Here is a 21,019-nt window from a genome sequence, read left to right on the forward strand (position 1 = left end):
CCTTTCTTGATAAATTTTGTTGTTTTAGGAAGCTCTCAGAGCTTCGAGAATCATTGTGTGCAGTGTGCTTTTAGAAATCTCTTCTGTAAATCCTTTGGCTTCTGTCAGGTGCACCTGCTCCGCACCATGTTCCAGAAGACCTACCAGGTAGTTGGCCAAGTGATCTGTGTCATACACGTCCTTTAGAAGTTTCTGTTCCTGATAATACCGCAGCTTTTCAGAAAGCCATGCATAGTAAGGCTCATAGAGCCGTTCCCATTCTTGAAAAGAAGAGTAGTAGGCTGTGCCGGAATAGACAAACCCGATGAGCTTCTTATGTTTCCTGGTCATGGAGAAGGTCAGGTCTGTGATACTTCCTAGAAACTCTTCCAGGGAGACGCTTGAGACTTCCGGAAACTTTTTCGCTTCAGAAAGAAGGTCTTCAATGATGGACTGGGCGATGCTGAGGACCAGGGCGCTTTTTGACTGGAAATAAAGATAAAAGGTGCCTTGGGCAACCCCTGCTTCTTTCACGATCTGGGATACGGATGTTTTCTCAAATCCGTGCTCACCCATGAGATGAACCGCGGCGTGGAGTAAAGCTTCTTTCTTGTTCATGGCAACTCCTTTTTCTGCTGGCTACTGAATGACTGTCAGTCATTTTCCTTACCATCATATCACAGAGTCGAATTTTGGTCAAAGCTGCCCGTAAACTTGACATTTTGTTCATAGATTCTTCGGGAAAGGAAAGGGGCTCCCGTGCTATACTTTGGCTAAAGGAGATGATGTTTCATGGATTTATCAAATGTACTGGGTTCCCTTCTTTCCGAAGGTCAGACCATCGAAGAGATTGCGAAAAAAGTGGGTGCCAGACCAGAAGAAGTGCAGAAAGCGGCAAAACTCAGCGTTCCAACTCTTGTGGAAGCGCTGAATAAAAATGCCAAGGATGAAGAAAAGAGAGCTTCACTCAATAAGGCTCTGGAAGACCACAGCGATGACAATGTGGAGGATCTTCAAAGCTTCCTTGGCAGCATGGATCTTCAGGACGGTCAGAAGATGCTGGGGCATATTCTGGGAGGAAAGAAAAATCAGGTGGAGAGCAGCATTTCCAAGAGCTCGGGTTTATCCTCCAGTCAGGTCACAGGACTTCTTGCCATGCTGGCTCCGGTTCTCATCGGCATGCTGGGAAAGAAGAAAAAGGAAGAGAATATCAGTAAAGACAGTCTTCCAGATCTCACGGGTTCTCTCGGAAAGATCTTAAGTGGCGGCAGTGGCAACGGCCTTATGGATATGGCAAAGAACATTCTGGACAAGGATCAGGATGGCAGCTTTGTGGATGACCTTATGGGAGGCTTCTTCGGGAAGAAATAGAATAGTACTGCTTGGTAGATAAGAGTTTTGATGCGTCAGAGCTCTTTTCTTTTTTGGCCCTTCCCTTGTATAATAAGAGTCATAAAGGGGTGGGATTCGTTGAAAGAAACAGACTTGTATATGCCGGTGAAAACCTATTTTGAGGACCGTGGTTTTCTTGTGAGAAGTGAGGTCCGGGACATAGATGTGGTGGCGGTGAAAGAAAATCTTCTGGTGGGCATTGAGCTGAAGAAGGGGCTTACGCTGGAGCTTCTGACCCAAGGGACTCTTCGCCAGAAAACCTGTGACCTGGTGTATCTGGCCGTGCCCAAACCCAAACGGGTAGTGAAAAACAGAAGCTTCACCAATCTTCTCTATATGCTGAAACGCCTGGAACTGGGACTTCTTTATGTGGATGTGGAAAAGGGGGAGGCGGTGGAAGTGCTGGAGCCCTCCCTGTATGATCTTCAAAAAGGAAAACGCTCCAGTCTGAAAGAGAAGGTCCGGATTCTGAAAGAAACAGAGAAGAGGTCCGTGGATGGGAACAAAGGTGGGTCCAGAGGGAAAAAACTTTTAACGGCTTACCGGGAAGATGCATTAAGGGCAGCAGCACTGATCCGGGTGAAAGGACATATTTCTCCCAAGGATCTGAAAGAAAGAGGACTGAAAGGAACGCTCTTATCAAAAAATTATTATCAGTGGTTTGAAAAAGTTGGACACGGAAAATATGCTTTAAAAAGCACAGATGCGGTGGAAAAGGTCTATGAACCCCTTCTTCTTGGGTTCATGATGGAGTATGAGAAAGAGGATTCACTTCAGAAAGAGACGGTTCAAGCTGAACATTGACCCTGTTGTCAAGGGTTTTTACTTTAGATTCTGAAGAAGTCCAGGGGAAATCGTGGAAAAAGTTAGAAAATTCATTTTTGGGGGTTGTCAAGTCCTAAATGATGAATTATGATGAAAGAGGTCACAGAACATATGACATACTGTGATACGACGAAAAGAGGAGGTTACGAACGTGATGATGAACAATACAGTTTTGAGAAATGCAAGTGTAGTATTTGATCTAGACGCTATTGTTGCGCCTGTTTTTAGTTATACAATGAATTATACGGTATGTAACCTGAAGAGCACCTCTTTCGGATGTCTTTGCTGAGGCAAAGGAATTTTGTAGATAGATGGAAGCCACAGGCTGCATAGCCTGTGGTTTTGTTTTTTGTCCGGAATGAAGTGTATTTGTTTCTGGCATCATAAAGGAGCGGAGAAGCGATCGATCTCCCTCATTTTACGCAAAACACGCAGGCAGTCTGCGTGTATTTTTTTTACAAAATAAAAGGGGGGCTGGACTATTTGAGAGCCCATGGAATTATGTATACAAGTTTTCATCACAGGAAAAGAACCGACAGAAGGAAAGGACGTGAAACCACATGAAAAAACTAACGAAATACCTGAAAGGATATGGACTGGTCTTTACCTTGGCCATTCTATCCATTGTGCTGGCCACAGTCATGCAGCTGGCAGTGCCGATCCTCATCAAGTACGCCATTGACTCCATCGTAGGAGACGTGCCTGCAGGGAACCTCCAGTTCCTCATGGACGCCTTTGGAAAGAGCCTCTGGGGCGTGGTATGGATCATTGTCATCATGAGTCTCTTCCGGGGCATCTTTATGTTCCTCAAGGGATACCTCTCCAGCTATGCTGCTGAGAATATTGCAAAAGAAATCAGAGAAAAGCTCTACCGTCAGATTCAGTATATGACCTTTGAACGTCATACCAGGAAAGAGACGGGAGATATGGTGCAAAGGTGCACCTCTGACGTGGAAATGGTACGCCGGTTCATCGGTGTCCAAGTGGTGGACCTTGGAAGAATCGTCTTCATGCTGGTCTTCACCTTGGTCATCATGGGCACCATGAATGTGGAGCTGACGCTCTACTCCATGATCATGATTCCAATTCTCTTTTTCTTCAGCTACATCTTCTTCACGAAGATCCAGAAGACCTTCAAAAAGTCAGATGAAGCAGAAGGAAGCCTCACCACAGTGCTCCAGGAGAATCTCTCCGGTGTGAGAGTGGTGAGAGCCTTCGGCAGAGAAGAGTTTGAGATCCAGCGTTTTGATGAAGTGAACAAGAACCATAAGACCATCACCTATAAACTCATTGAAACGTTAGCGGTGTTCTGGGCATCCTCGGACCTTCTGACCCTCATGCAGAACGGCATCGTTCTCGTGGTGGGCGCGGGCATGGTGATCCGGGGAGAACTCACCATCGGAACTTTAACAGCCTTCATCACCTATGTGTCCATGCTTTTATGGCCAGTGAAGCAGCTGGGAAGACTTCTCAGTGAGTTTGGCAAGACCACCGTGGCCCTGGACCGTATCGAGGAGATTCTCTCCGAAGAGGTGGAAGAGGACAAGGAGTTTGAAAGAACGCCGGAGATTGAAGGAAACATTTCCTTCAGCCATGTGAGCTTTGCCTATGACGCGCATCAGAAAGTCCTAAATGACATCTCCTTTGAGGTGCGAAAAGGACAGACCCTTGGCATCTTAGGATCCACAGGATCCGGAAAGTCTACCCTGGTTCATCTTCTTCAGAGGCTCTATGACTATGAGGGCAGCATCAAAGTGGATGGACATGAGCTGAAGACCATAAAGAGAGGCCACATCAGAAAGAAGATTGGTCTTGTGCTTCAGGAGCCGCACCTTTACGCGAAAACCGTCAAGGAAAACATCGGCATCACCAAAAGAGCCTACAAGGAAAAAGACATCTTCGATGCAGCAAAAGCCGCATCCATCCATAACAATATCCTGACCTTTAAGGACGGATATGACACCATCATCGGAGAAAAAGGAGTTTCCCTTTCCGGTGGTCAAAAGCAGCGTATCGCCATTGCGAGAACCATCATCGATGAAGACAAGAGAATTCTGATTTTCGATGACTCCTTGAGTGCAGTGGACACCGAAACGGATCTTCGCATCCGTCAGGCGCTGAAAGAACGAAGCAAAGACATCACAACGCTCATCATCAGCCACAGGATACAGACCCTGGCGGAAGCCGACCAGATCATCGTTCTCGATGAAGGCCGTGTGGTCCAGAAGGGCACCCATGAATCCCTCATCCGTGAGGAAGGGCTCTACAAGAGAATTTGGGATCTGCAGCAGATGGCGATCTAAGAGCGTCACAAAAGGGGTGAACATAATTTATGGAAGAACAAAAAGAAATGAAACTGAAAGTGGATAAGACCGTCTGGAAAGAGATGTTCCGGTATCTCTCCATCTTCAAGAAAGACTTCCTCATACTCTGCGGCTTTATGGTAGGGCTTGCGGGCATGGACATCGTCTTTCCGCTTTTAACAAGATATGCCATCGACAATTTCGTGGCCAATGGAGACTATAACGGTCTCACTATGGTGGGGGTCCTTTATGGACTTCTGGCCATGGGTCTCGGGCTCATCGTCTTTCTCTTCATCCGCCATGCGGGGAAGATTGAGATGGGCATTGTCTACAAGCTCAGAAAGGATGCCTTTGAAAAGCTTCAGAGACTGTCTTTCAGCTACTATGACAAAAATGCCGTGGGCTGGATGATCGCAAGAACCACCTCCGATGCCACAAAAATTTCAGAAACCGTGGCCTGGGGTGTGGTGGACCTGGTGTGGGGCGCCACCATGATGCTGGGTGTATCTGTGGTGATGCTTATCATCAACTGGAAGCTAGCTCTGGTGACCCTTATTACGGTACCGGTCCTGGCAGTGGTCAGTGTCTTCTTTGAAAAAAAGATGCTGGTTTCCTACAGAAATGTAAGAAAGATCAACTCCAAGATTACGGGCCTCTTCAATGATGGCATCGTGGGTGCAAAAACCACAAAGACCCTGGTCCGTGAGGAACTTAATATTGAAGAGTTCCAGGACGTGACGAAGGATATGAAAAAGACGTCCATCCGGGCAGCCACGCTTTCGGCGGGATATCTGCCCATGACGCTTTTCATCTCTGCAGTAGGTACGGTGCTGACCCTTCTTCTTGGAAGCAATTTCCTCATGGATGGGGCACTGACTTACGGTACTTTGGTTCTCTTTATCACCTATGCCCGTCAGTTCTTTGATCCGATTCTTGAAATTGCAAGAATCTATACGGAAATGATCGGTGCCCAGGCTGCCGCAGAACGTGTCATGGGTCTTCTCCATGAAAAAGAGGAGATCGTGGACACAGAAGTGGAAGAAAAAGAGGACTATGGCAAGATCCATGGAGATGTGACTTTTGAGAATGTGAGCTTCTTCTATAAGGAAGGGGAGTACATTTTAAAGAACTTCAATCTTCAGGTGAAAGCTGGGGAGACCATCGCTCTTGTGGGAGAAACGGGATCCGGAAAAAGCACCATTGTGAACCTGGCTTGCCGTTTCTATGAGCCTTCCGAAGGGAAGATCCTCATAGACGGTGAAGACTATAAAAAAAGACCTCAGAGCTGGCTTCATCAGAACATCGGGTATGTGCTTCAGGCACCGCACCTGTTCAGTGGAACCATCAAAGAGAACATCCGGTATGGTAAGCTTGCTGCCACGGATGAGGACATCATCGAAGCGGCGAAGGTGGTTCATGCCCATGACTTCATCATGAAGCTGGAGAAGGGCTATGACACAGAAGTAGGCGAAGGCGGAGGCATGCTCTCCACAGGAGAAAAGCAGCTGATCTCTTTTGCCAGAGCCATCATCGGAAAGCCAAGACTCTTCTTCCTGGATGAGGCCACCTCCTCCATTGATACAGAGTCCGAGGCGAAGATCCAGAAAGCCATTGAAGAAGTGCTGGAGAACAGAACCAGCTTCATCGTGGCCCACAGACTGTCCACCATCAAAAATGCGGACAGAATCCTGGTCATTGACCAGGGAGAGATCCTTGAGGAAGGAAACCATGAGGAACTTCTCAAAAAGAGAGGACACTACTATGAGCTTTACACCAATCAGTTTGTGGAAGAAGCAGGTAGAGAAGTCTTAAAAGGGAAAGTTGTCTAAAAGAATCATTTGAACCCAGAATCAGCAGTTCATGGCAGTAGAAGTTCAGGCAGAAGACCCGAAATCTAGAGAAGAAGCGAAGCGTTTTCGATTCTTTTGGTCAAATTAAATAGAAGGAAGGATGGAGCCTCATGAACTTCATCAGGCCTTTCAGTTTATATATAAAAAGCAGTACCCCAAATTTTTTGCGAAGAGCAGAAGGTTTGGGGTACAATGATTTTAATCAGTCTCAAGGGGGAATGAAGAATGAAAGTGACAGTGCTTCTGGAAAATGATCTGGAGAGAGAAGACCTCATGAATGCCCATGGCATTTCTTTTTACATAGAAACAGAGGAGAAGAAGATTCTCTTTGATTTTGGTCCCGATGACTCTTTTCGAAAAAACAGTGAGAAACTGGGGATAGATCTTAAAGAAGTGGATCTGGCCGTGCTTTCCCACGGGCATAAGGATCATGGGGGCGGACTTTCTGAGTTTCTACATTATAATAAGAAAGCAAAGGTCTATATACAGGAAGAGGCTTTTCTTCCCCATTACTCCAAGCGGGAAAACGGGGAGATGAATCCCCTGGGGCTGGAGGAGCATCTCATAAGACACCCTCAAGTGGTTCTTTTACAAGGAGACCATGTGATTTCTGAGAAGCTTCAGCTTCTATCGGTGGTAGATAGAAAAGATATGCTCCCGCCAGGAAATGAGACCCTCTATATGGAAAAGGCAGGAAAGATTCTTACGGATGATTTTCATCATGAACAGCATCTGGTGGTGAAAGAAGGGGAGAAGACCATTCTTTTTTCCGGCTGCGGTCATCAGGGAATCCTTAATATTCTCAGGACGTCAGAAGAGAAAATGCACTGCAACATAGATGCAGTCTTTGGGGGTTTCCATATCAAAAAGCCCTCCAAAGTGCATCCGGACCCATTCTATGTGGAGCATCTGGCCAGGAAGCTTTCTGAAAAAGAAGCGAAATATTATACCTGTCACTGCACTGGAAGAAAAATGTATGGAAAGCTTCAGGAGACGTTAAAAACAGACATCGACTATGTGAGAACAGGGCGGGTGGTAGAGCTATAGAGGGCTTGGAAAGTTTAAAATCAGCTTGAGAATCGGAGGGGCTTTACTGAGATGGCAAAAATACGGGAGAGAAGCCTTTGCTTTTCTCCCGTTTGGTCGTAGTTCTTATTCTGGCAGTGTATAGTTTCCCGAAGAGATTTCCCAAAGGTACAGTGAAGCCAAGGTGCCATAGGGGGAGAATCTCTGCCGGTAGGTTTCAAAGATCTCTTTGGTGATGGTTTCATGGCCATAGAGCATCATCAGTCCTTTTCTGATGGCAAGATCTCCATAGCTTAAGACATCCTTCCTGCCCATGGTGAAGATGAGCAGCATTTCTGCAGTCCAGGGACCGATGCCTGGAAGCTTCACAAGCTCCTTTATGACCTCCTCATCTGAGAGGCCGTAAAGGTTCTTTAGAGAAATCTCGTTTTTTAGCACCATTTCCGCGGTGCCTTTCAGGTAGCCCGCTTTCCGGAAACTGATGCCAAGGCTTTGGATTTCTTCCAAAGTGGCCGCTGCGATGTGTTCCGGCGTGATGGCAGAGAAGTAGTCTAGAAACCTTTTCCAGACGGTTTCCTGAGCTTTCATGGATATCTGCTGACCCACAATGTTGTTGATGAGGCTCCGGAAAAGATCCTCATCGGTTTCTCTGGTGTAGAAGGGTAGAATCTCCATGGCTTTCGCCAGTCTCTCATCTTTCTTTTTTAAGTTCTCAAAGTCATTTTTGCTGAAGGTTAGCTTTCCCAAAACAGTTGTCTCCTTTTTCCAGTGATTCCATGGTGGCAGAATGGCAGAATGATCTTTTGATCAATTTATTTTTCTGGAGCAAAGAAGGTGCTTCAGGCACACTTCCCTTTGATTTCATTATATAGGTGCAGAGTCTCCGATAAAAGAGAAAGCAGAGGAAACTACATAGAAAATCATGGGTTTCCACTTTTTCAACCTGAATTTTGGAGAAAAAGAAGCGATTTCTATGAAATATAGCACTTCGGATGAAGAAGATAGCAAGAAAATAGAAATATATAGTGAAAAATAAAGGGTTTTTCTGTTTTGCAGAGAATAAAGAATAAAGAGAAGTCTGATTATTTTTGTGTGTGGAGGCGTCATGGGAGAAATTTTTGGAAGAGAACGGAGACTGACAGAGGGAAGATGGATTGTAGCAATTCTTCTTCTAGGCAGTCTTCTGACATTTTTTGTGGATGCAATGTTTGATGTTGGGTATTGGGGGCGATCATTTTTTAAGCTTTTTCTGTTTTTAGGCATGCCCCTTGTGCTGCACCTTTCCTTTCATGAGGTGAATGTGTTCACGGTGCTGGATACCCGGAGGGAAAAGGGCAGTTTCAGAAAGTCTGTGCTACTGGGGGTTCTTGTGTATGTGCTGCTTCTGGGACTTTATCTTGTGATTCAGCAGTTCATCTCCTTAGAGACTATTGAAGGGGCCATTTCGGAGAATTTCATGGTGGACCGGAATAATTTTGTGCTGGTGGCCCTTTATATCTCCTTTGTAAATTCTTTTCTGGAAGAGTTTTTCTTCCGGGGCTTTGGGTATCTCAAGCTGAGAAGATCCTTCGGCAAAGGCAGTGCCTATGTGTTCTCCAGTCTCCTTTTTGCCCTGTACCACATCGGTATGGTGGACGGCTGGGCGAACCCTCTTATTACAGGGCTGGCGATTCTTGGCCTCTTCTTGTCCGGCATCTTCTTCAATCTTCTGAATGATAAGAATGGCAACATCTATAACAGCTATATGGTGCACATGTTCGCAAACTTTGCCATCAACACCGTAGGTCTTCATATGTTCGGCATCATTCATCTGCCTTTTTTGGGATAAAGGAGGGATCTTATGGACGTGAAAAAACTGGAAAGAATGCTGAGAGAAAAGAAAAATCTTGAGAATCAGCTCCCCATGGAAAAGTATATGAGAAACCAGTTTCCGTTTCTGGGCATCAAGACTCCGGAAAGAAGAGCGATTCTGAAGGCGTTTCTGAAAGAGGAGCAGGATTCTTTTTTCCTGGAGGATGCGGAGTATCTCTACAGTCTTCCCGAGCGGGAGTTTAAGTATGCGGCCATCCATCTACTGGAGAAGTTCCAGAAAGGATGGTCCTTTAAGGATCTTACAAGGCTACTCACCATGGCGCTGACAGAGCCCTGGTGGGACACCATCGATAGCTTTGCACCGAGTATTTTTGGCCCCATGGCCCTTCGGGAAGAAGCGGTGAAAGAAGCCATGAGAGCGCTCATCTATGAAGAGAATATCTGGAAGAAGAGAATTTCCATTCTCTTTCAGCTGAAGTACAAGGGCAAGATGGACGAAGATCTTTTGCAGGAAGCGATCCTCAATAATCTTCACACGAAAGAGTTCTTTGTGGACAAAGCCATTGGATGGGTGCTTCGGGAGTATGCCAAGACCAAAGAGGACTTTGTCCTTGAGTTTCTGAAAACAGAAGGGCTTTCTTCTCTTTCCAGAAGAGAAGGGGGAAAGCATCTTTCAGATAAAATACTGTGGTAAAATGGAAGTAAATAGAGATACGTGTTGTCAGTTGGCGTTTAGGAGGGGTTTTTGTGGCAGTGAGAAAAGAGAAAGAGCTTGAGGTGAATGTGCCTTTAAACAAAGCTTTTCAGATGATTGAGTCGGAGTTTCGTAAAATGACGGAGACGGTGATGGAAGAAAGAGAACTGACGGAGACGGCAGGGTTCTTCAAGATTTTCTTCAAAAAGTCCATGGTATCCAATGGAGAGTACCTGACGGTGAATATGGAAAAACTTGATGAAGAGAAGATGAAGCTGTCCATGGTCTCAGAATCCAAGGTGGAAAAGACAGTCTATGACTGGGGAAAGAATGAAAAGAACATGAAGCTCATTCTAGAAATTTTAGGAGTGGTGAAAAGAGATGAAAAGAAGGGAGTATATTACCCGGGACGAAGATGAAATAAGGAAGGAGCTCACGGAGCTTCAGATCCATGTGACACGAGAAAACGGCACAGAAATGCCCCATAGAAATGAATATGACCAAAACTTCGAAGAAGGGATCTATGTGGACCTTTATACAGGGGAACCCTTGTTCTCAAGTCTTGACAAGTATGATGCGGGCTGCGGATGGCCGAGCTTCACAAAACCCATTGAGAAGCGGGTGGTGAAGGAGAAGGCGGATTTCACCTATGGTATGCACCGCATTGAGGTGAGATCCAAAGGTTCCGATGCGCATCTGGGTCATGTGTTCACAGATGGACCCAAGGAAAAGGGAGGGCTCCGGTACTGCATCAATTCTGCCGCCATGCATTTTATTCCGAAGGAGAAGCTGGTGGAGGAAGGGTACGAGGAGTATCTGGATCTTTTTGAGGAAACAGAAAAATAGAAGACACAGGTTGTGATAAAGAATCACATAAGTACTGGAGGTGCAGGTGTGAAAAACATACTGATTGTGGAAGATGAAAGAAGACTGGCAAGATTCATGGAGCTTGAGCTGACCCACGAAGGCTATAATGTGGACATTGTGGCAGATGGTCAAAGTGCACTTATGAATCTCATGAACAAAGAATATGATGTGATGCTTCTGGATCTCATGATTCCCATTGTGGATGGCATTGAGGTGACCAAACGGGCCAGGACCTTTACCGATATTCCCATCATCATGATTACAGCTAGGGATGGACTGGAAGACAAGGTCAAGGGATTTGACATCGGAGCAGATGAATACATGACAAAGCCCTTTGAGATGGAAGAGCTTCTTGCGAGGCTCCGGGCACTGTTCCGTAAAAATGAGCCCAAGGAGAAGGAGAGCAAGGTCTTAAGCTTCAGAGGACTTTCTGTGAACCGGGAGAACTATGAGGTGCTTCGGGATGGGGAAAGAAAAGAGCTCACAAAAAAAGAGTTTGATCTTCTGACCTATCTTCTGGAAAATCAGGGCATCGTCCTGACCCGGGAGAAGATCCTGAACAACGTCTGGGGATTTGATTTTGAGGGAGAAACCAATGTGGTGGATGTGTACATCCGTTTTCTCAGAAGCAAACTCGATGACGGCTATGAGGACAAGCTGATTCACACCGTCCGAGGTGCCGGATACATCATCCGTTAGGTGACATGATGAGACGATTGAAACTGTCCACAAAAATCACCTGGAACTACGCGCTGATTTTCACAAGCATTCTTCTCATCATCAATCTGGCTGTTTTTTTCAGCACTCAGCTGTATAACAGGCTCAGTGCGAATAATGAGGTGGAGCAGCTGGCGGCGGCTCTGGAAGAGAAGCTACTTTCAGGAGAAGCGCTTACCCGGGAACTGTTCTTTGAAGAAGGGATCCTTTATCCTCTTTATGCGGAGGCGGAGTCCGGAGATATGCTTATGAAGTCAGAAGAACTTCTGACGCTCACAAATCAAGAAGAATGGATGATTGAAAGAACACTGGGGGAGAAAAGGAAGAGGTCCGATGATCTTGTCATAGAGGAGCTTCGGGTGGCTGCTCCTTCAGGCATTGTCACTTTACGTGTGGTGAAGGATCTTTCGGTATATCATTTTATGAACTCTGTGACTTTGGTGACCCTCATCATCGCTTCTCTTTTGGGGATTCTGGTGAGCTATGTGGTGGGATACTTCATGTCCAGACAGAGTTTTCAGCCCATCCTTGCCATGACGAAATCCGCCGCAGCCATTGGTCCGTCGAACCTTCATGACCGCATTGAGGTGCCGGAGGTGAAGGATGAGCTGAAGGAGCTTTCTGAAACCTTCAATGGGCTTCTGGACAGAATCGATGATGCTTATTCCAAGCAGGCCCAGTTTGTATCGGATGCTTCTCATGAGCTGAGAACGCCTCTTACGGTGATCAAGGGCTACAACGATCTTCTGAACCGGTGGGGAAAAGAAGATCCTGAAATCCTATCAGAAGCCATTGAGGCCATCCGGCTGGAAACGGACAATATGAGCATGCTGGTGGAGAATCTTCTCTTCATTGCAAAGGGAGAGAACCGGAAAATGAAACTGTCTCCTGTTACTTTTTCGGTGAAGGAGCTTCTTGCGGAAACAGCCAAGGACTTTTCACTCAGTGTGCCAGGCAGAGTGTTTCAAGTGGAGGCCGAAGAGTTTTCGGTGACCCAGGACCGCAGAATGATGAAGCAGCTTTTAAGAATCTTTCTGGAGAACAGTGTGAAATTCACGAAGGAGGGCAGCACCATCACCCTGCGTGCCAAGGATCAGGGAGACCGGTACTGTCTACAGGTGGAGGATCAGGGGGAAGGCATCGCCAAGGAGGACCTGAAGAATGTCTTTGAACGTTTCTATGTGGGAGAAAAAGCAAGAACCAAGGATAAGGCGGGTTCGGGCCTAGGCCTTTCCATTGCAAAATGGATTGTGGATACCCACGGAGGAGAAGTACAGGCAAGGAGCACCCTTGGGGAAGGAACCACCATGGAAGCCGTGTTTCCTAAGACCATGCAGATCTAAGCAGCAAATTTTGCTGCTTTTTTTTGTTTTCATTTTGAATAAAGAATTATATAATAAATAGTACTACATTCATTTCTTCCTTCGACATAAAACTATGACATTCATACCCGGGAAGCGTGATAATGATGATGGAGATATGGGCAAAATAGGAGTTGGAAATGAAAAATATCAGATGGGTCTTTGTTTTTATGTCGGTTCTGATCGCTGTCAGCATCGGTTTTTATTATGTTTTTATGGGAAACTCAACTTTTTATGTAAAAGATGGGATTCTGGATTTCAAAAGTATAGAGTGGCCGGGAAACAGCTACATTGAACTCAACGGAGAGTGGGAGTTTTATTATAACGAACTCATCCAGCCAGGGCAGTTTGATGGAAAGGATAAGCGGTATATTGAAGTGCCTGGCATCTGGAGCCGGGATGTGGAAGGGGAGACTTATCCTGTAAAAGGCTTCGGCACCTATCGGCTTCTTCTGAAGAATATCCCCCAGGACAGCGATGTGGCGCTGAAAAAAACCAGTATCCGCAATGCCAGCAGAATCTATATCAATGGGGATCTTCTGGCAGAGGATGGGGTTGTGTCAGAAACCCTCGAGAAAAGCGTTCCTGGAAATCAGCCTCAGCTGATTTTTCTTCGCTTACCAAAAGGAGAGACGGAAATTGTCCTTCATGTATCCAACCATGAGTATGTGCAAGGGGGCATCGCAAGGCCATTACAGTTCGGAAATCCGGTGGCGCTCCAGAATCGTCATGACCGGAATCTTCTTTTTGAATTTTCCATGACCACGGTGAGTGTTCTGGTGGGGCTTCTTTACCTTATTTTATATCTGTCCAGCAGCTATTATCGGAAGGAAGAGCCTGCAGTGCTGTCTCTTTCTCTGAGCACCATTTTTCTGGGGCTCATGGGCACCATGTACGGCGAACGGATTCTGGGCATTCTCTTTCCTTCTCTCAGTATGGATGGGATATTCCGGATCGGCCATGGACTGGCGGCCAGTGCTATGCTCTGGATGCTTTCTCTCTTTCACAAGCTGTATGAGGATTTTCTTCCAAGGCTTCATAAGAATGTGCTCAGTGTGATTTTTGGGATGATGTTTGTTTTTATTCTCTTTTTTCCCTTGCATATCTATATGTATGCCCTGCAGTTTTATTTTTATTTTTCCACCATGGTGTTTTTCGTGCTGTGGGTCCGTGTGCTGAGCTGGATTTTTCAGCGGCGAAACACCTTAGAGAAAAACATCACCGAGCATCTTCTCTATGCCACGGCGATTTTTTCAGCATTCTTATTCTATTTTGATGAAATGCTCTACAGCATTGGCAATACAGACACCATGCATCTTTCGTTTCTTGCCATCGGGATGTACAGTGTGGCCATGGCGTCTCTTCTTTTATACCGGTATACCCTTCACTACAGAAGAAGCAGAGAGCTGTCCATGGAACTTCTCCAGACCTTGGATGAACTTGCAAAGCAGCACAATATGGTAGAGGAGAAGGAAATTTCTTTTCTTCAAGCGCAAATCAAACCTCATTTTCTCTTTAATACGCTCAATGTCATTTCATCCCAGATCCTGGTGGATCCCGAAAAAGCCCATGATCTGGTATCCACTTTGGGAGAGTACCTCCATGCGAAGTTTGACTTCGAAAACACGCACAAGTGGATCCATCTGGAGGAAGAGCTTACCATGGTGGGGTCTTATCTGGAGCTGGAACAGTCGAGGTTTGAGGAACGGCTGAGGGTCATTTGGGATGTGGAGGAGAATCTTCATTTTCTTCTTCCTCCTTTTACGCTCCAGCCTCTGGTGGAAAATGCCATTCGTCATGGACTCATGGAGAAACTTGAGGGCGGAAAAGTGAAGATTTCTGTCTATCAGAAAGAGGAGAGCTATGTCATCTCCATTGCGGATGATGGCGTTGGGATTCCAGAAGAAATCATCCAGTCTGTCCTTCAAAAAGACGGCTTGAGCCGAGGGGTGGGCCTCATCAATGTGCACAGAAGGCTGAAACTTCTTTATGAGGAAGGACTTCATATAGAAAGCGGTCTGGATGAGGGGACTCTGGTTTATTTCAAAATACCTGTAGAGGATGTGAATTCAAATGAAATATGTGCTGATTGATGATGAAAGAATGGCTGTGGAGCACCTGAAGGTGCTGCTTCTAAAAACAGGAAAGATCAAAGAGCAGGATTTGGTGAGCTTTACCAACCCCATGGATGCCATACACTATATTGAAAAAGAGAAGCCCCAGGTGGTCTTTGCAGACATCGAAATGCCCATGGTGTCTGGTATTACCCTGGCTTCCAGAGTGAGAAGCTCCTGTCCGGGGATTGAGGTGGTTTTTGTCACTGCCCATAAACAGTACGCGGTGGAAGCCTTCGAGCAGTATGCGCTGGATTACCTCTTAAAACCCCTTATGCTGGAGCGGGTGAAAAAGACCGTGGAACGCATTGAAGAACGTCTCAAGGAGAAATCGGTGGTTTCTCCGATGGATTCTCCGAAGATCCTCATAAAGCTCATGGGTGACGCCGGTACGTTCAAAGACGGGATGATGCTGGATTATAAATGGCGTTCTGGGAAGATCCGGGAGCTCTTTGTGTTTCTTCTTCATCACAGGCACCGGTTTGTATCCAAGTATGAAATCTTTGAAGCGCTGATTCCGGAGGAGGATCCGGAGAAAAGTTCAGCCACGCTCAATATGATCCTTTATCGGCTGCGGAATAAACTGCAGCAGCATGATCTACCCATTGTCATCAAGTTTCAGGATGATGCCTATAAACTGGTCTATTCAGATGAAGTGCAGGTGGATGTGGACCTTTGGGAGCAGCATCTCAAAACGACCCCCATCATCACCGAGAGCAATCTCAGTACGTGCCTGAACTATATGGCGCTGGCAGAAGGCCCGTATCTGAAAAATCTTGATTATCCATGGCTTGCGGACCAGCATGAGATCTATCGGGAGAAATATCTGGAAAGACTGAGAAAAATCGGCGATTTTTATTTTAATCACCGTTACTATGAGGACGCCCTGGAAATTTACCGGAAAGTATATAAGGAAGAACCGCTCCATGAGTGGCTGAATATCAGGCTTCTGGAAATCATGGGGCTGCTCCGGAATGAACGGGGGAGAATGCATCTGTTTGAAGAAATGAAGGAAACCTATGAGGCATTAGGTGTCCCACTTCCCTCGGCGGTGCTGGACTTCTACAATAAACAATCCTAGAATGGAAAAGGACCAGCGGCTCGTGAAAAGCAACTGGTCCTTTTTTTGATTCTTACTTAGAATTCTTTTTTTCTGGGAGTTTTTTTACTGGAATTTTCTTGAAGCTTGCTTTTTTGTCTTTTCCAAAGCTCTTCATCATAAACCAGTAGTAGGCCTGCGTGATGCCATTTCGGATCATTCTCCAGGTAACCTGCAGGACAAATCCTGCAATGATGGAGAGGAGGATGCCCATATAGAAGTTGTAGTAAGGATCCACATCCTTAAGATCATAAATATAGATTTCCCAACGTTTCAGGAAGAATACCACCTGCGAGGCCAGGATTCCCACGGTCATGACTCTGGCAATAATGGGCAGCTTCATGAAAAAGAGAATCAGAATAATGAGTCCCAAGGCTCCATAGAGGAACAGGTAGGAATCAAAAAGCTCGGGAAGTGGTTTGATTTCAAGAACAGTCAGCGGATCCCAGTTGTAGATGTACACTTCACCGATGGTGTGTGCCACAAAAAATAAAAGCATGGGAATCAGCCGTACTATGAACGCCTGGATGAACCAGATTGTTTTCCAAAGGTATTTCATAAACTAGCCTCCAAAATAATAGCACTACATATCATTATATCATGAATAGAAGGCTTCAGCTGATTTTTCTGTAGAAGCCTTTCTCATTTCATTCTTTTCAAGTATACCTCAGGCATTTAAGTTTTTCCAAGAGAAATCCTGAAAATCTTCTTAAAGATGGACCCATGAGACTCTTGTTATGTAGGATTGAAGATGCAGCCAGAAAAAGAAGCTCTTTTCTGGCTGCATCTTTTCAAAGTCGTCTAGGGGATTCTGCTTTTTACATAGCGGAACAGGAGAAGAAGACCTGTAAGGATCAGCAGCACAAGGAGCAGCGTGAAAAGTCTTTCCTGCATAGAACCGTCAGCCAGAAGCACTGGACCGATACCGAAGAATGTCACCAGAAGAAACGCTGTGAGAAACAGAAGATTCACCAGAAGATGAAGCGGTTTTCTCGTCACAAGGATGCACCTCCCGTTTGTCTTTTCTTCTATTGTACTGAAATTAGAAGAGAAAATAAAGGCAGGACGGGTATCACCCAGAGAAATGTATGATAAAATAAAAAGTGGGCATTAAGCCGATTTTAAAGTGCAGAAGGTATACTGTGTGAAACAGTATGGAATTTTAAGAAAGTTGGGTGTTAAGAGCAATGAAATTAATTGATAAGCTGGACCGGCTGGTTTCAAAATTCGCCGTCCGGGATTTAATGAAATATGTGATGCTGGGATCTTTCCTGGTGTTCCTGGTGGATATGACTTCCAATGGTCTTCTCAGTGCGTTTCTATATTTCAACAGAAACCTCATTCTAGAAGGACAGGTTTGGAGAGTGCTGACCTTCATCTTTGTGCCAGGATCCTCCAGCTTCTTTGTCATCATCAGTTTCCTGTTTTATTTCTATATTGGCAGGGTGCTGGAGATGGCCTGGGGAACCACAAGGTTTAATACCTACTACTTCCTTGGAGTGCTCATGTCCGTCATCGCAGGATTCTTTATTGGAGTCACCACCACTTATTATCTCAATATGACTCTGTTTTTGGCCTATGCAGCCACCTTCCCGGACAGCCAGGTGAATCTTTACTTTGTTCTGCCCATCAAAGTGAAGTTTCTTGGACTTCTCTATGGAGCCTTCATCGTGGTGGAATTCATCAGCGCTACTATGGCTGGCAGAATCGCCATCGGCGTGTCTTTGTTGAACTTCCTTCTTTTCTTCGGTCCTGGGTTCATGAAGGTGCAAAACAGAAGAAGCAAGACCCAGAAGATCCGGCGGAACATCGAAGTGGCAAAATATACCACAAGAGTCCAGTCCATTCATAAATGCACCACCTGCGGCATCACAGAAAAAGATGATCCCAATATAGAGTTCAGATACTGCAGCAAGTGTGAAGGCAACTATGAATACTGTGAGAAGCATATCAGAAATCACGAGCATAAATCCAAGATCATCCAGATGGAAGACCGTAGAAGAGAGTCCTAATACTCCTCTAAAACCTTTCTAGCAGAGTGATTTCACTTTAAGCTGAATTTTTTGAATTTGAGTTAAATTCACGTTCTTTTTCCGTAAAAGTCATTGATTTTGGAAAAAGAACTGATTATACTAAATTCGTGGTGCATGGATTGCACTGTGGAGATGAAGCGGGGCATCCGGATCTTTAAAGAAGACTGGTGCTGCCAAAGTAGTCTCAACATTCTATGTGCCTAGCGAAAAGGAATCCCTTCAGCTAGGCTCATAACATCCATTGACATAGATTCAGATAAAATGGGACCTTTCGGAGAAAAAACGGAGGGTTTCTTTTTTTGGGAAGAATCTAAAAGAAACTCAACATTTTGCTTTAAAGGTTGGTCCCACTTCGCGTATAATAGTACTAACAGATTGCCTTGTTAAGGAGGTTCTACAGATGATGAAAAAATATGGTCTTTCCACAAAAGACAACAGGAAGGTAAAACTCAACCGCCTGGAGGTCACGGGAAATATTTGTGGAGAGTACATTGAATACACCATTTCCCAGGATTATAAAAACATCTCCGGAGAGAATATGGAGGGAGTCTATAGTTTCCCTGTGCCATCCACATCCCTCATCACAGGTATCGAAGTAAATCTGGGCGGCCGGAACCTGAAAGCCATGGTGGAGGAGCGGGACTCTGTGATCAAAACCCTGAAAGAGAGTCAGGAGCAGGGCATCAATACATTGGCTCTGGAACAGAAGGACGATGAGTATTTCACCATCACCATCGGAAACATTCTGCCCAATGAGAAGGTCAATGTGAGAATCAGCTACATGGATCAGCTGACCTATGAGGATGATACCCTTTCTCTGTACATTCCATCGGTGATGGATCCTGTGTATTATCGGGAAGAGGATGAGGAAGAAGAGGAGCTCGAGGAGGAGCTTGATTTTTATCTGTCTCTTCTGGTGGAGTCCTATTCCAAGATGGCCTTCAAGTCTCCAAGTCATAAGATCAAGGTGGAAAGAGAAGATGATACCTTATCCAAGGTCACCGTGACCAAGGGACAGACTCTCGATCATGACTTCATTCTGACCCTTCGGGAAGAGCATCCTCAGACCGCTGCAGGTATGGGGTACAGCTATTATGAGGACGAGACAGAAAAGTCCATCCTCATGCTGAAACTGGTGCCCACCCTGCCGGATATCCCGGTGGAATACACCACAAACTACTCTTTCATTCTGGATACTTCCGTATCCATGGAAGGCTTTAAGCTGGAGGAAGCGAAAAACGCCATGCTCATCGCCCTTCGAAGTTTGGAAGAGGGAGATAAGTTCAATCTCATCGCCTATAATGAAGAGATCTATAAGTTCTCGCCTTCCGGAAAAGTGAAGTTCACCAAGGAGAATCTGGAAGCGGCCACGGAGTGGATTGAATCCCTCACCACAAGAGAAGGAGAATGCACCTTCGAAGCGCTGAAGGATGCCATCCGGGAAGGGGAGCTGGAAGAAGAGGAGAGCACTATTTTCCTGTTCACGGATGATTCTGTGGCAGAGGAAGATGAGATCCTTGAATATGTGCGCACGAACATCGGGCAGCACAGAATCTTCCCCATCGGCATGGACACAGAAGTGAACAGCTACTTCATCAACCGTTTGGCGGAAGTGGGCAATGGACGCCCTGAGTTCATTGAGGAGGGAGAAAGAATCGATGATATCATTCTCCGTCAGTTCAACAGAATCCATAATCCGCAGCTGGACGTGACTGAAATTGATTTTGGGGATATGGTGGTGGAAAAAACCTATCCGGGTACCATTACCTATCTTTATGACCGAGAACCCTTCACCATCTTTGCCCTGGTGGATGGCGTCATCAGCGGAAGCATTGACATCCGCGGTGTGGTGGATGAAACAGACTACACCATGCACATCGACCTGGACAAACTGGAGATAGAGGAAAACTCTCAGCTCATCCGCAAAGTATGGGCCAGAAAGAGAATTGAGTCTCTGGTGGAAAAGGAGCGCTTTGCAAGAGGTGTGGAGGAAGAGCAGATTAAGGAAGAGATTCTGGCTCTTTCCAAAGAGTATTCCATCCTTTCGAAGGAAACCAGCTTCATCATGATGGAGACCATAGAAGATCCGGTCATGGGGATGGGTCTCAATAAGATTGTCCCCATGGAAATGACAGAGTCCACCATGAAGAATCTGGCCAGAGGCTACTTCCTGGATGAGGCAGCGTACAGCTTTGATGTGAACATCAGAGAAAAGATGGCGGTGACAGGACTCACCCACAAGGAAGCAAAGATGGCCATCAAGTATGACCGGGATAATCTCTTAAGAATTCTTGCGAAGAATCAGCAGGCAGACGGATCCTTCCTGGAGATCGGCGAAGAGACCGAAGGGGACATTCTGGAAACCACCTTAAGAAGTCTTCTGGCGTTCCTGGTGGGCACAGAGACCACCACTTTCTACCTGAACAATGTGTCCAAGGCGCTGAGGTATGTCATCAATACCATGAAGAAGGATGAGAGCCTCATCACGGAAAGAAACTATATGCTCCTTCGTATCGCCTATGACCTGGCTGAGAAGAAGAATCTTCTAAAAGGCAAGGTCCGGGACGTGAACAAAGAGCTGGTGGACTATATTTCTGACATGAAGTACAGAGAGTCTTTGGAGGAAGTGTCGGATCTTGTGTATCGAGCATCCCCCACCCAGAAGAAATTCATCATGGCGGGCACTCTGAACATCACAAAATCCTATGTGGAGAATGCCCATGAGATTTTTGAGCTGGACATCAGAAAGAACATCAAGAACATCGCAAACCTGGCCATGGCCAAAGCGCTGTAGAATATTGAGCATCTGGAGCCTTAGAGGGGAGAGGAGAATGCCTTTCCTACTCCAAGGCTCTTTTTCATGGGAAAAAACGCATCGGGAAAATTCATAGAGAATTTACCACTTGAACCGTGAGCATAGATTGGTCCAAATTTATCTGTTATAGGG

Annotated in this window: 19 protein-coding genes; 15 read left to right on the forward strand and 4 right to left on the reverse strand. The window is 45.8% G+C overall.

Annotated features, from left to right (window positions below):
* Nucleotides 1–24: 24 nt before the first annotated feature.
* Entirely contained in the window at nucleotides 25–597 is a 573-nt protein-coding gene (locus DEF30_RS07150) for a TetR family transcriptional regulator (protein WP_294097667.1), read from the reverse strand.
* A 174-nt stretch (nucleotides 598–771) separates the two neighbouring features.
* Between DEF30_RS07150 and DEF30_RS07155 the strand changes: the two genes are divergently transcribed.
* The 5 genes from DEF30_RS07155 (at nucleotide 772) to DEF30_RS07175 (ending at nucleotide 7,396) form a co-directional block, all read left to right on the forward strand.
* Complete coding sequence (locus DEF30_RS07155) at nucleotides 772–1,350, forward strand: DUF937 domain-containing protein (RefSeq protein WP_294097668.1); 579 nt, start codon at nucleotides 772–774, stop codon at nucleotides 1,348–1,350.
* Nucleotides 1,351–1,449: 99 nt separating this feature from the next.
* Nucleotides 1,450–2,175, forward strand: coding sequence for a DUF2161 family putative PD-(D/E)XK-type phosphodiesterase (locus DEF30_RS07160; protein ID WP_294097670.1), 726 nt, complete (start codon nucleotides 1,450–1,452; stop codon nucleotides 2,173–2,175).
* Between the two features lie 581 nt (nucleotides 2,176–2,756).
* Nucleotides 2,757–4,499 (forward strand): ABC transporter ATP-binding protein, encoded by a 1,743-nt coding sequence (locus DEF30_RS07165; RefSeq protein WP_294097672.1) that lies wholly within the window; start codon nucleotides 2,757–2,759, stop codon nucleotides 4,497–4,499.
* A 29-nt stretch (nucleotides 4,500–4,528) separates the two neighbouring features.
* Nucleotides 4,529–6,328, forward strand: coding sequence for an ABC transporter ATP-binding protein (locus DEF30_RS07170; RefSeq protein ID WP_294097674.1), 1,800 nt, complete (start codon nucleotides 4,529–4,531; stop codon nucleotides 6,326–6,328).
* A gap of 246 nt (nucleotides 6,329–6,574) precedes the next feature.
* On the forward strand, nucleotides 6,575–7,396 hold the full coding sequence (locus tag DEF30_RS07175) for an MBL fold metallo-hydrolase (protein WP_294097676.1): 822 nt from the start codon (nucleotides 6,575–6,577) through the stop codon (nucleotides 7,394–7,396).
* A gap of 105 nt (nucleotides 7,397–7,501) precedes the next feature.
* On the opposite strand, the gene DEF30_RS07180 is transcribed toward DEF30_RS07175, so the two are convergent.
* A complete protein-coding gene (locus tag DEF30_RS07180; protein WP_294097678.1) occupies nucleotides 7,502–8,122 on the reverse strand; it encodes a DNA-3-methyladenine glycosylase in 621 nt (206 codons plus the stop codon).
* A 358-nt stretch (nucleotides 8,123–8,480) separates the two neighbouring features.
* Between DEF30_RS07180 and DEF30_RS07185 the strand changes: the two genes are divergently transcribed.
* From DEF30_RS07185 to DEF30_RS07220, 8 genes are all read left to right on the forward strand, one after another.
* The gene (locus DEF30_RS07185) at nucleotides 8,481–9,203 is read left to right on the forward strand and encodes a CPBP family intramembrane glutamic endopeptidase (protein WP_294097680.1); all 723 of its coding nucleotides are present in this window, start codon (nucleotides 8,481–8,483) and stop codon (nucleotides 9,201–9,203) included.
* Nucleotides 9,204–9,215: 12 nt separating this feature from the next.
* Nucleotides 9,216–9,881 (forward strand): DNA alkylation repair protein, encoded by a 666-nt coding sequence (locus tag DEF30_RS07190; protein ID WP_294097682.1) that lies wholly within the window; start codon nucleotides 9,216–9,218, stop codon nucleotides 9,879–9,881.
* 53 nt (nucleotides 9,882–9,934) lie between these two features.
* Entirely contained in the window at nucleotides 9,935–10,300 is a 366-nt protein-coding gene (locus DEF30_RS07195) for a hypothetical protein (protein ID WP_294097684.1), read from the forward strand.
* Complete coding sequence (gene msrB / locus DEF30_RS07200) at nucleotides 10,263–10,727, forward strand: peptide-methionine (R)-S-oxide reductase MsrB (RefSeq protein ID WP_294097686.1); 465 nt, start codon at nucleotides 10,263–10,265, stop codon at nucleotides 10,725–10,727. Before DEF30_RS07195 ends, msrB begins: the two co-directional genes overlap by 38 nt.
* A gap of 48 nt (nucleotides 10,728–10,775) precedes the next feature.
* Entirely contained in the window at nucleotides 10,776–11,447 is a 672-nt protein-coding gene (locus DEF30_RS07205; protein WP_294097687.1) for a response regulator transcription factor, read from the forward strand.
* Nucleotides 11,448–11,452: 5 nt separating this feature from the next.
* The gene (locus DEF30_RS07210) at nucleotides 11,453–12,808 is read left to right on the forward strand and encodes an ATP-binding protein (RefSeq protein WP_294097689.1); all 1,356 of its coding nucleotides are present in this window, start codon (nucleotides 11,453–11,455) and stop codon (nucleotides 12,806–12,808) included.
* Nucleotides 12,809–12,966: 158 nt separating this feature from the next.
* Nucleotides 12,967–14,919, forward strand: a complete 1,953-nt coding sequence (locus tag DEF30_RS07215) for a histidine kinase (RefSeq protein WP_294097691.1) — start codon at nucleotides 12,967–12,969, stop codon at nucleotides 14,917–14,919.
* On the forward strand, nucleotides 14,900–16,021 hold the full coding sequence (locus DEF30_RS07220; protein ID WP_294097692.1) for a response regulator: 1,122 nt from the start codon (nucleotides 14,900–14,902) through the stop codon (nucleotides 16,019–16,021). Before DEF30_RS07215 ends, DEF30_RS07220 begins: the two co-directional genes overlap by 20 nt.
* A gap of 52 nt (nucleotides 16,022–16,073) precedes the next feature.
* Here DEF30_RS07220 and DEF30_RS07225 read toward each other — a convergent pair whose 3' ends face one another.
* Nucleotides 16,074–16,598: a hypothetical protein gene (locus DEF30_RS07225; protein ID WP_294097693.1), complete on the reverse strand. Its 525-nt coding sequence runs from the start codon at nucleotides 16,596–16,598 to the stop codon at nucleotides 16,074–16,076.
* Nucleotides 16,599–16,840: 242 nt separating this feature from the next.
* On the reverse strand, nucleotides 16,841–17,038 hold the full coding sequence (locus DEF30_RS07230; RefSeq protein ID WP_294097695.1) for a hypothetical protein: 198 nt from the start codon (nucleotides 17,036–17,038) through the stop codon (nucleotides 16,841–16,843).
* A gap of 188 nt (nucleotides 17,039–17,226) precedes the next feature.
* Here DEF30_RS07230 and DEF30_RS07235 point away from each other — a divergent pair, with 188 nt between their 5' ends.
* Both DEF30_RS07235 and DEF30_RS07240 read left to right on the forward strand, forming a co-directional pair.
* Nucleotides 17,227–18,051: a hypothetical protein gene (locus DEF30_RS07235; protein WP_294097697.1), complete on the forward strand. Its 825-nt coding sequence runs from the start codon at nucleotides 17,227–17,229 to the stop codon at nucleotides 18,049–18,051.
* Between the two features lie 421 nt (nucleotides 18,052–18,472).
* Nucleotides 18,473–20,866 (forward strand): VIT and VWA domain-containing protein, encoded by a 2,394-nt coding sequence (locus DEF30_RS07240; RefSeq protein WP_294097699.1) that lies wholly within the window; start codon nucleotides 18,473–18,475, stop codon nucleotides 20,864–20,866.
* The last annotated feature ends 153 nt before the right edge of the window (nucleotides 20,867–21,019 follow it).

This window comes from Proteiniclasticum sp. (assembly GCF_003514505.1).
In the GTDB taxonomy this organism is placed as follows: domain Bacteria; phylum Bacillota; class Clostridia; order Clostridiales; family Clostridiaceae; genus Proteiniclasticum.

Excerpts from the sequence above, each read along its gene's own strand:
- DEF30_RS07150 (WP_294097667.1), bottom strand. The coding sequence starts at position 597 with ATGAACAAGAAAGAAGCTTTACTCCACGCCGCGGTTCATCTCATGGGT.
- DEF30_RS07155 (WP_294097668.1), top strand. The coding sequence starts at position 772 with ATGGATTTATCAAATGTACTGGGTTCCCTTCTTTCCGAAGGTCAGACC.
- DEF30_RS07165 (WP_294097672.1), top strand. The coding sequence starts at position 2,757 with ATGAAAAAACTAACGAAATACCTGAAAGGATATGGACTGGTCTTTACC.
- DEF30_RS07170 (WP_294097674.1), top strand. The coding sequence starts at position 4,529 with ATGGAAGAACAAAAAGAAATGAAACTGAAAGTGGATAAGACCGTCTGG.
- DEF30_RS07175 (WP_294097676.1), top strand. The coding sequence starts at position 6,575 with ATGAAAGTGACAGTGCTTCTGGAAAATGATCTGGAGAGAGAAGACCTC.
- DEF30_RS07185 (WP_294097680.1), top strand. The coding sequence starts at position 8,481 with ATGGGAGAAATTTTTGGAAGAGAACGGAGACTGACAGAGGGAAGATGG.
- DEF30_RS07190 (WP_294097682.1), top strand. The coding sequence starts at position 9,216 with ATGGACGTGAAAAAACTGGAAAGAATGCTGAGAGAAAAGAAAAATCTT.
- msrB (WP_294097686.1), top strand. The coding sequence starts at position 10,263 with ATGAAAAGAAGGGAGTATATTACCCGGGACGAAGATGAAATAAGGAAG.
- DEF30_RS07210 (WP_294097689.1), top strand. The coding sequence starts at position 11,453 with ATGATGAGACGATTGAAACTGTCCACAAAAATCACCTGGAACTACGCG.
- DEF30_RS07215 (WP_294097691.1), top strand. The coding sequence starts at position 12,967 with ATGAAAAATATCAGATGGGTCTTTGTTTTTATGTCGGTTCTGATCGCT.
- DEF30_RS07220 (WP_294097692.1), top strand. The coding sequence starts at position 14,900 with ATGAAATATGTGCTGATTGATGATGAAAGAATGGCTGTGGAGCACCTG.
- DEF30_RS07225 (WP_294097693.1), bottom strand. The coding sequence starts at position 16,598 with ATGAAATACCTTTGGAAAACAATCTGGTTCATCCAGGCGTTCATAGTA.
- DEF30_RS07235 (WP_294097697.1), top strand. The coding sequence starts at position 17,227 with ATGAAATTAATTGATAAGCTGGACCGGCTGGTTTCAAAATTCGCCGTC.
- DEF30_RS07240 (WP_294097699.1), top strand. The coding sequence starts at position 18,473 with ATGATGAAAAAATATGGTCTTTCCACAAAAGACAACAGGAAGGTAAAA.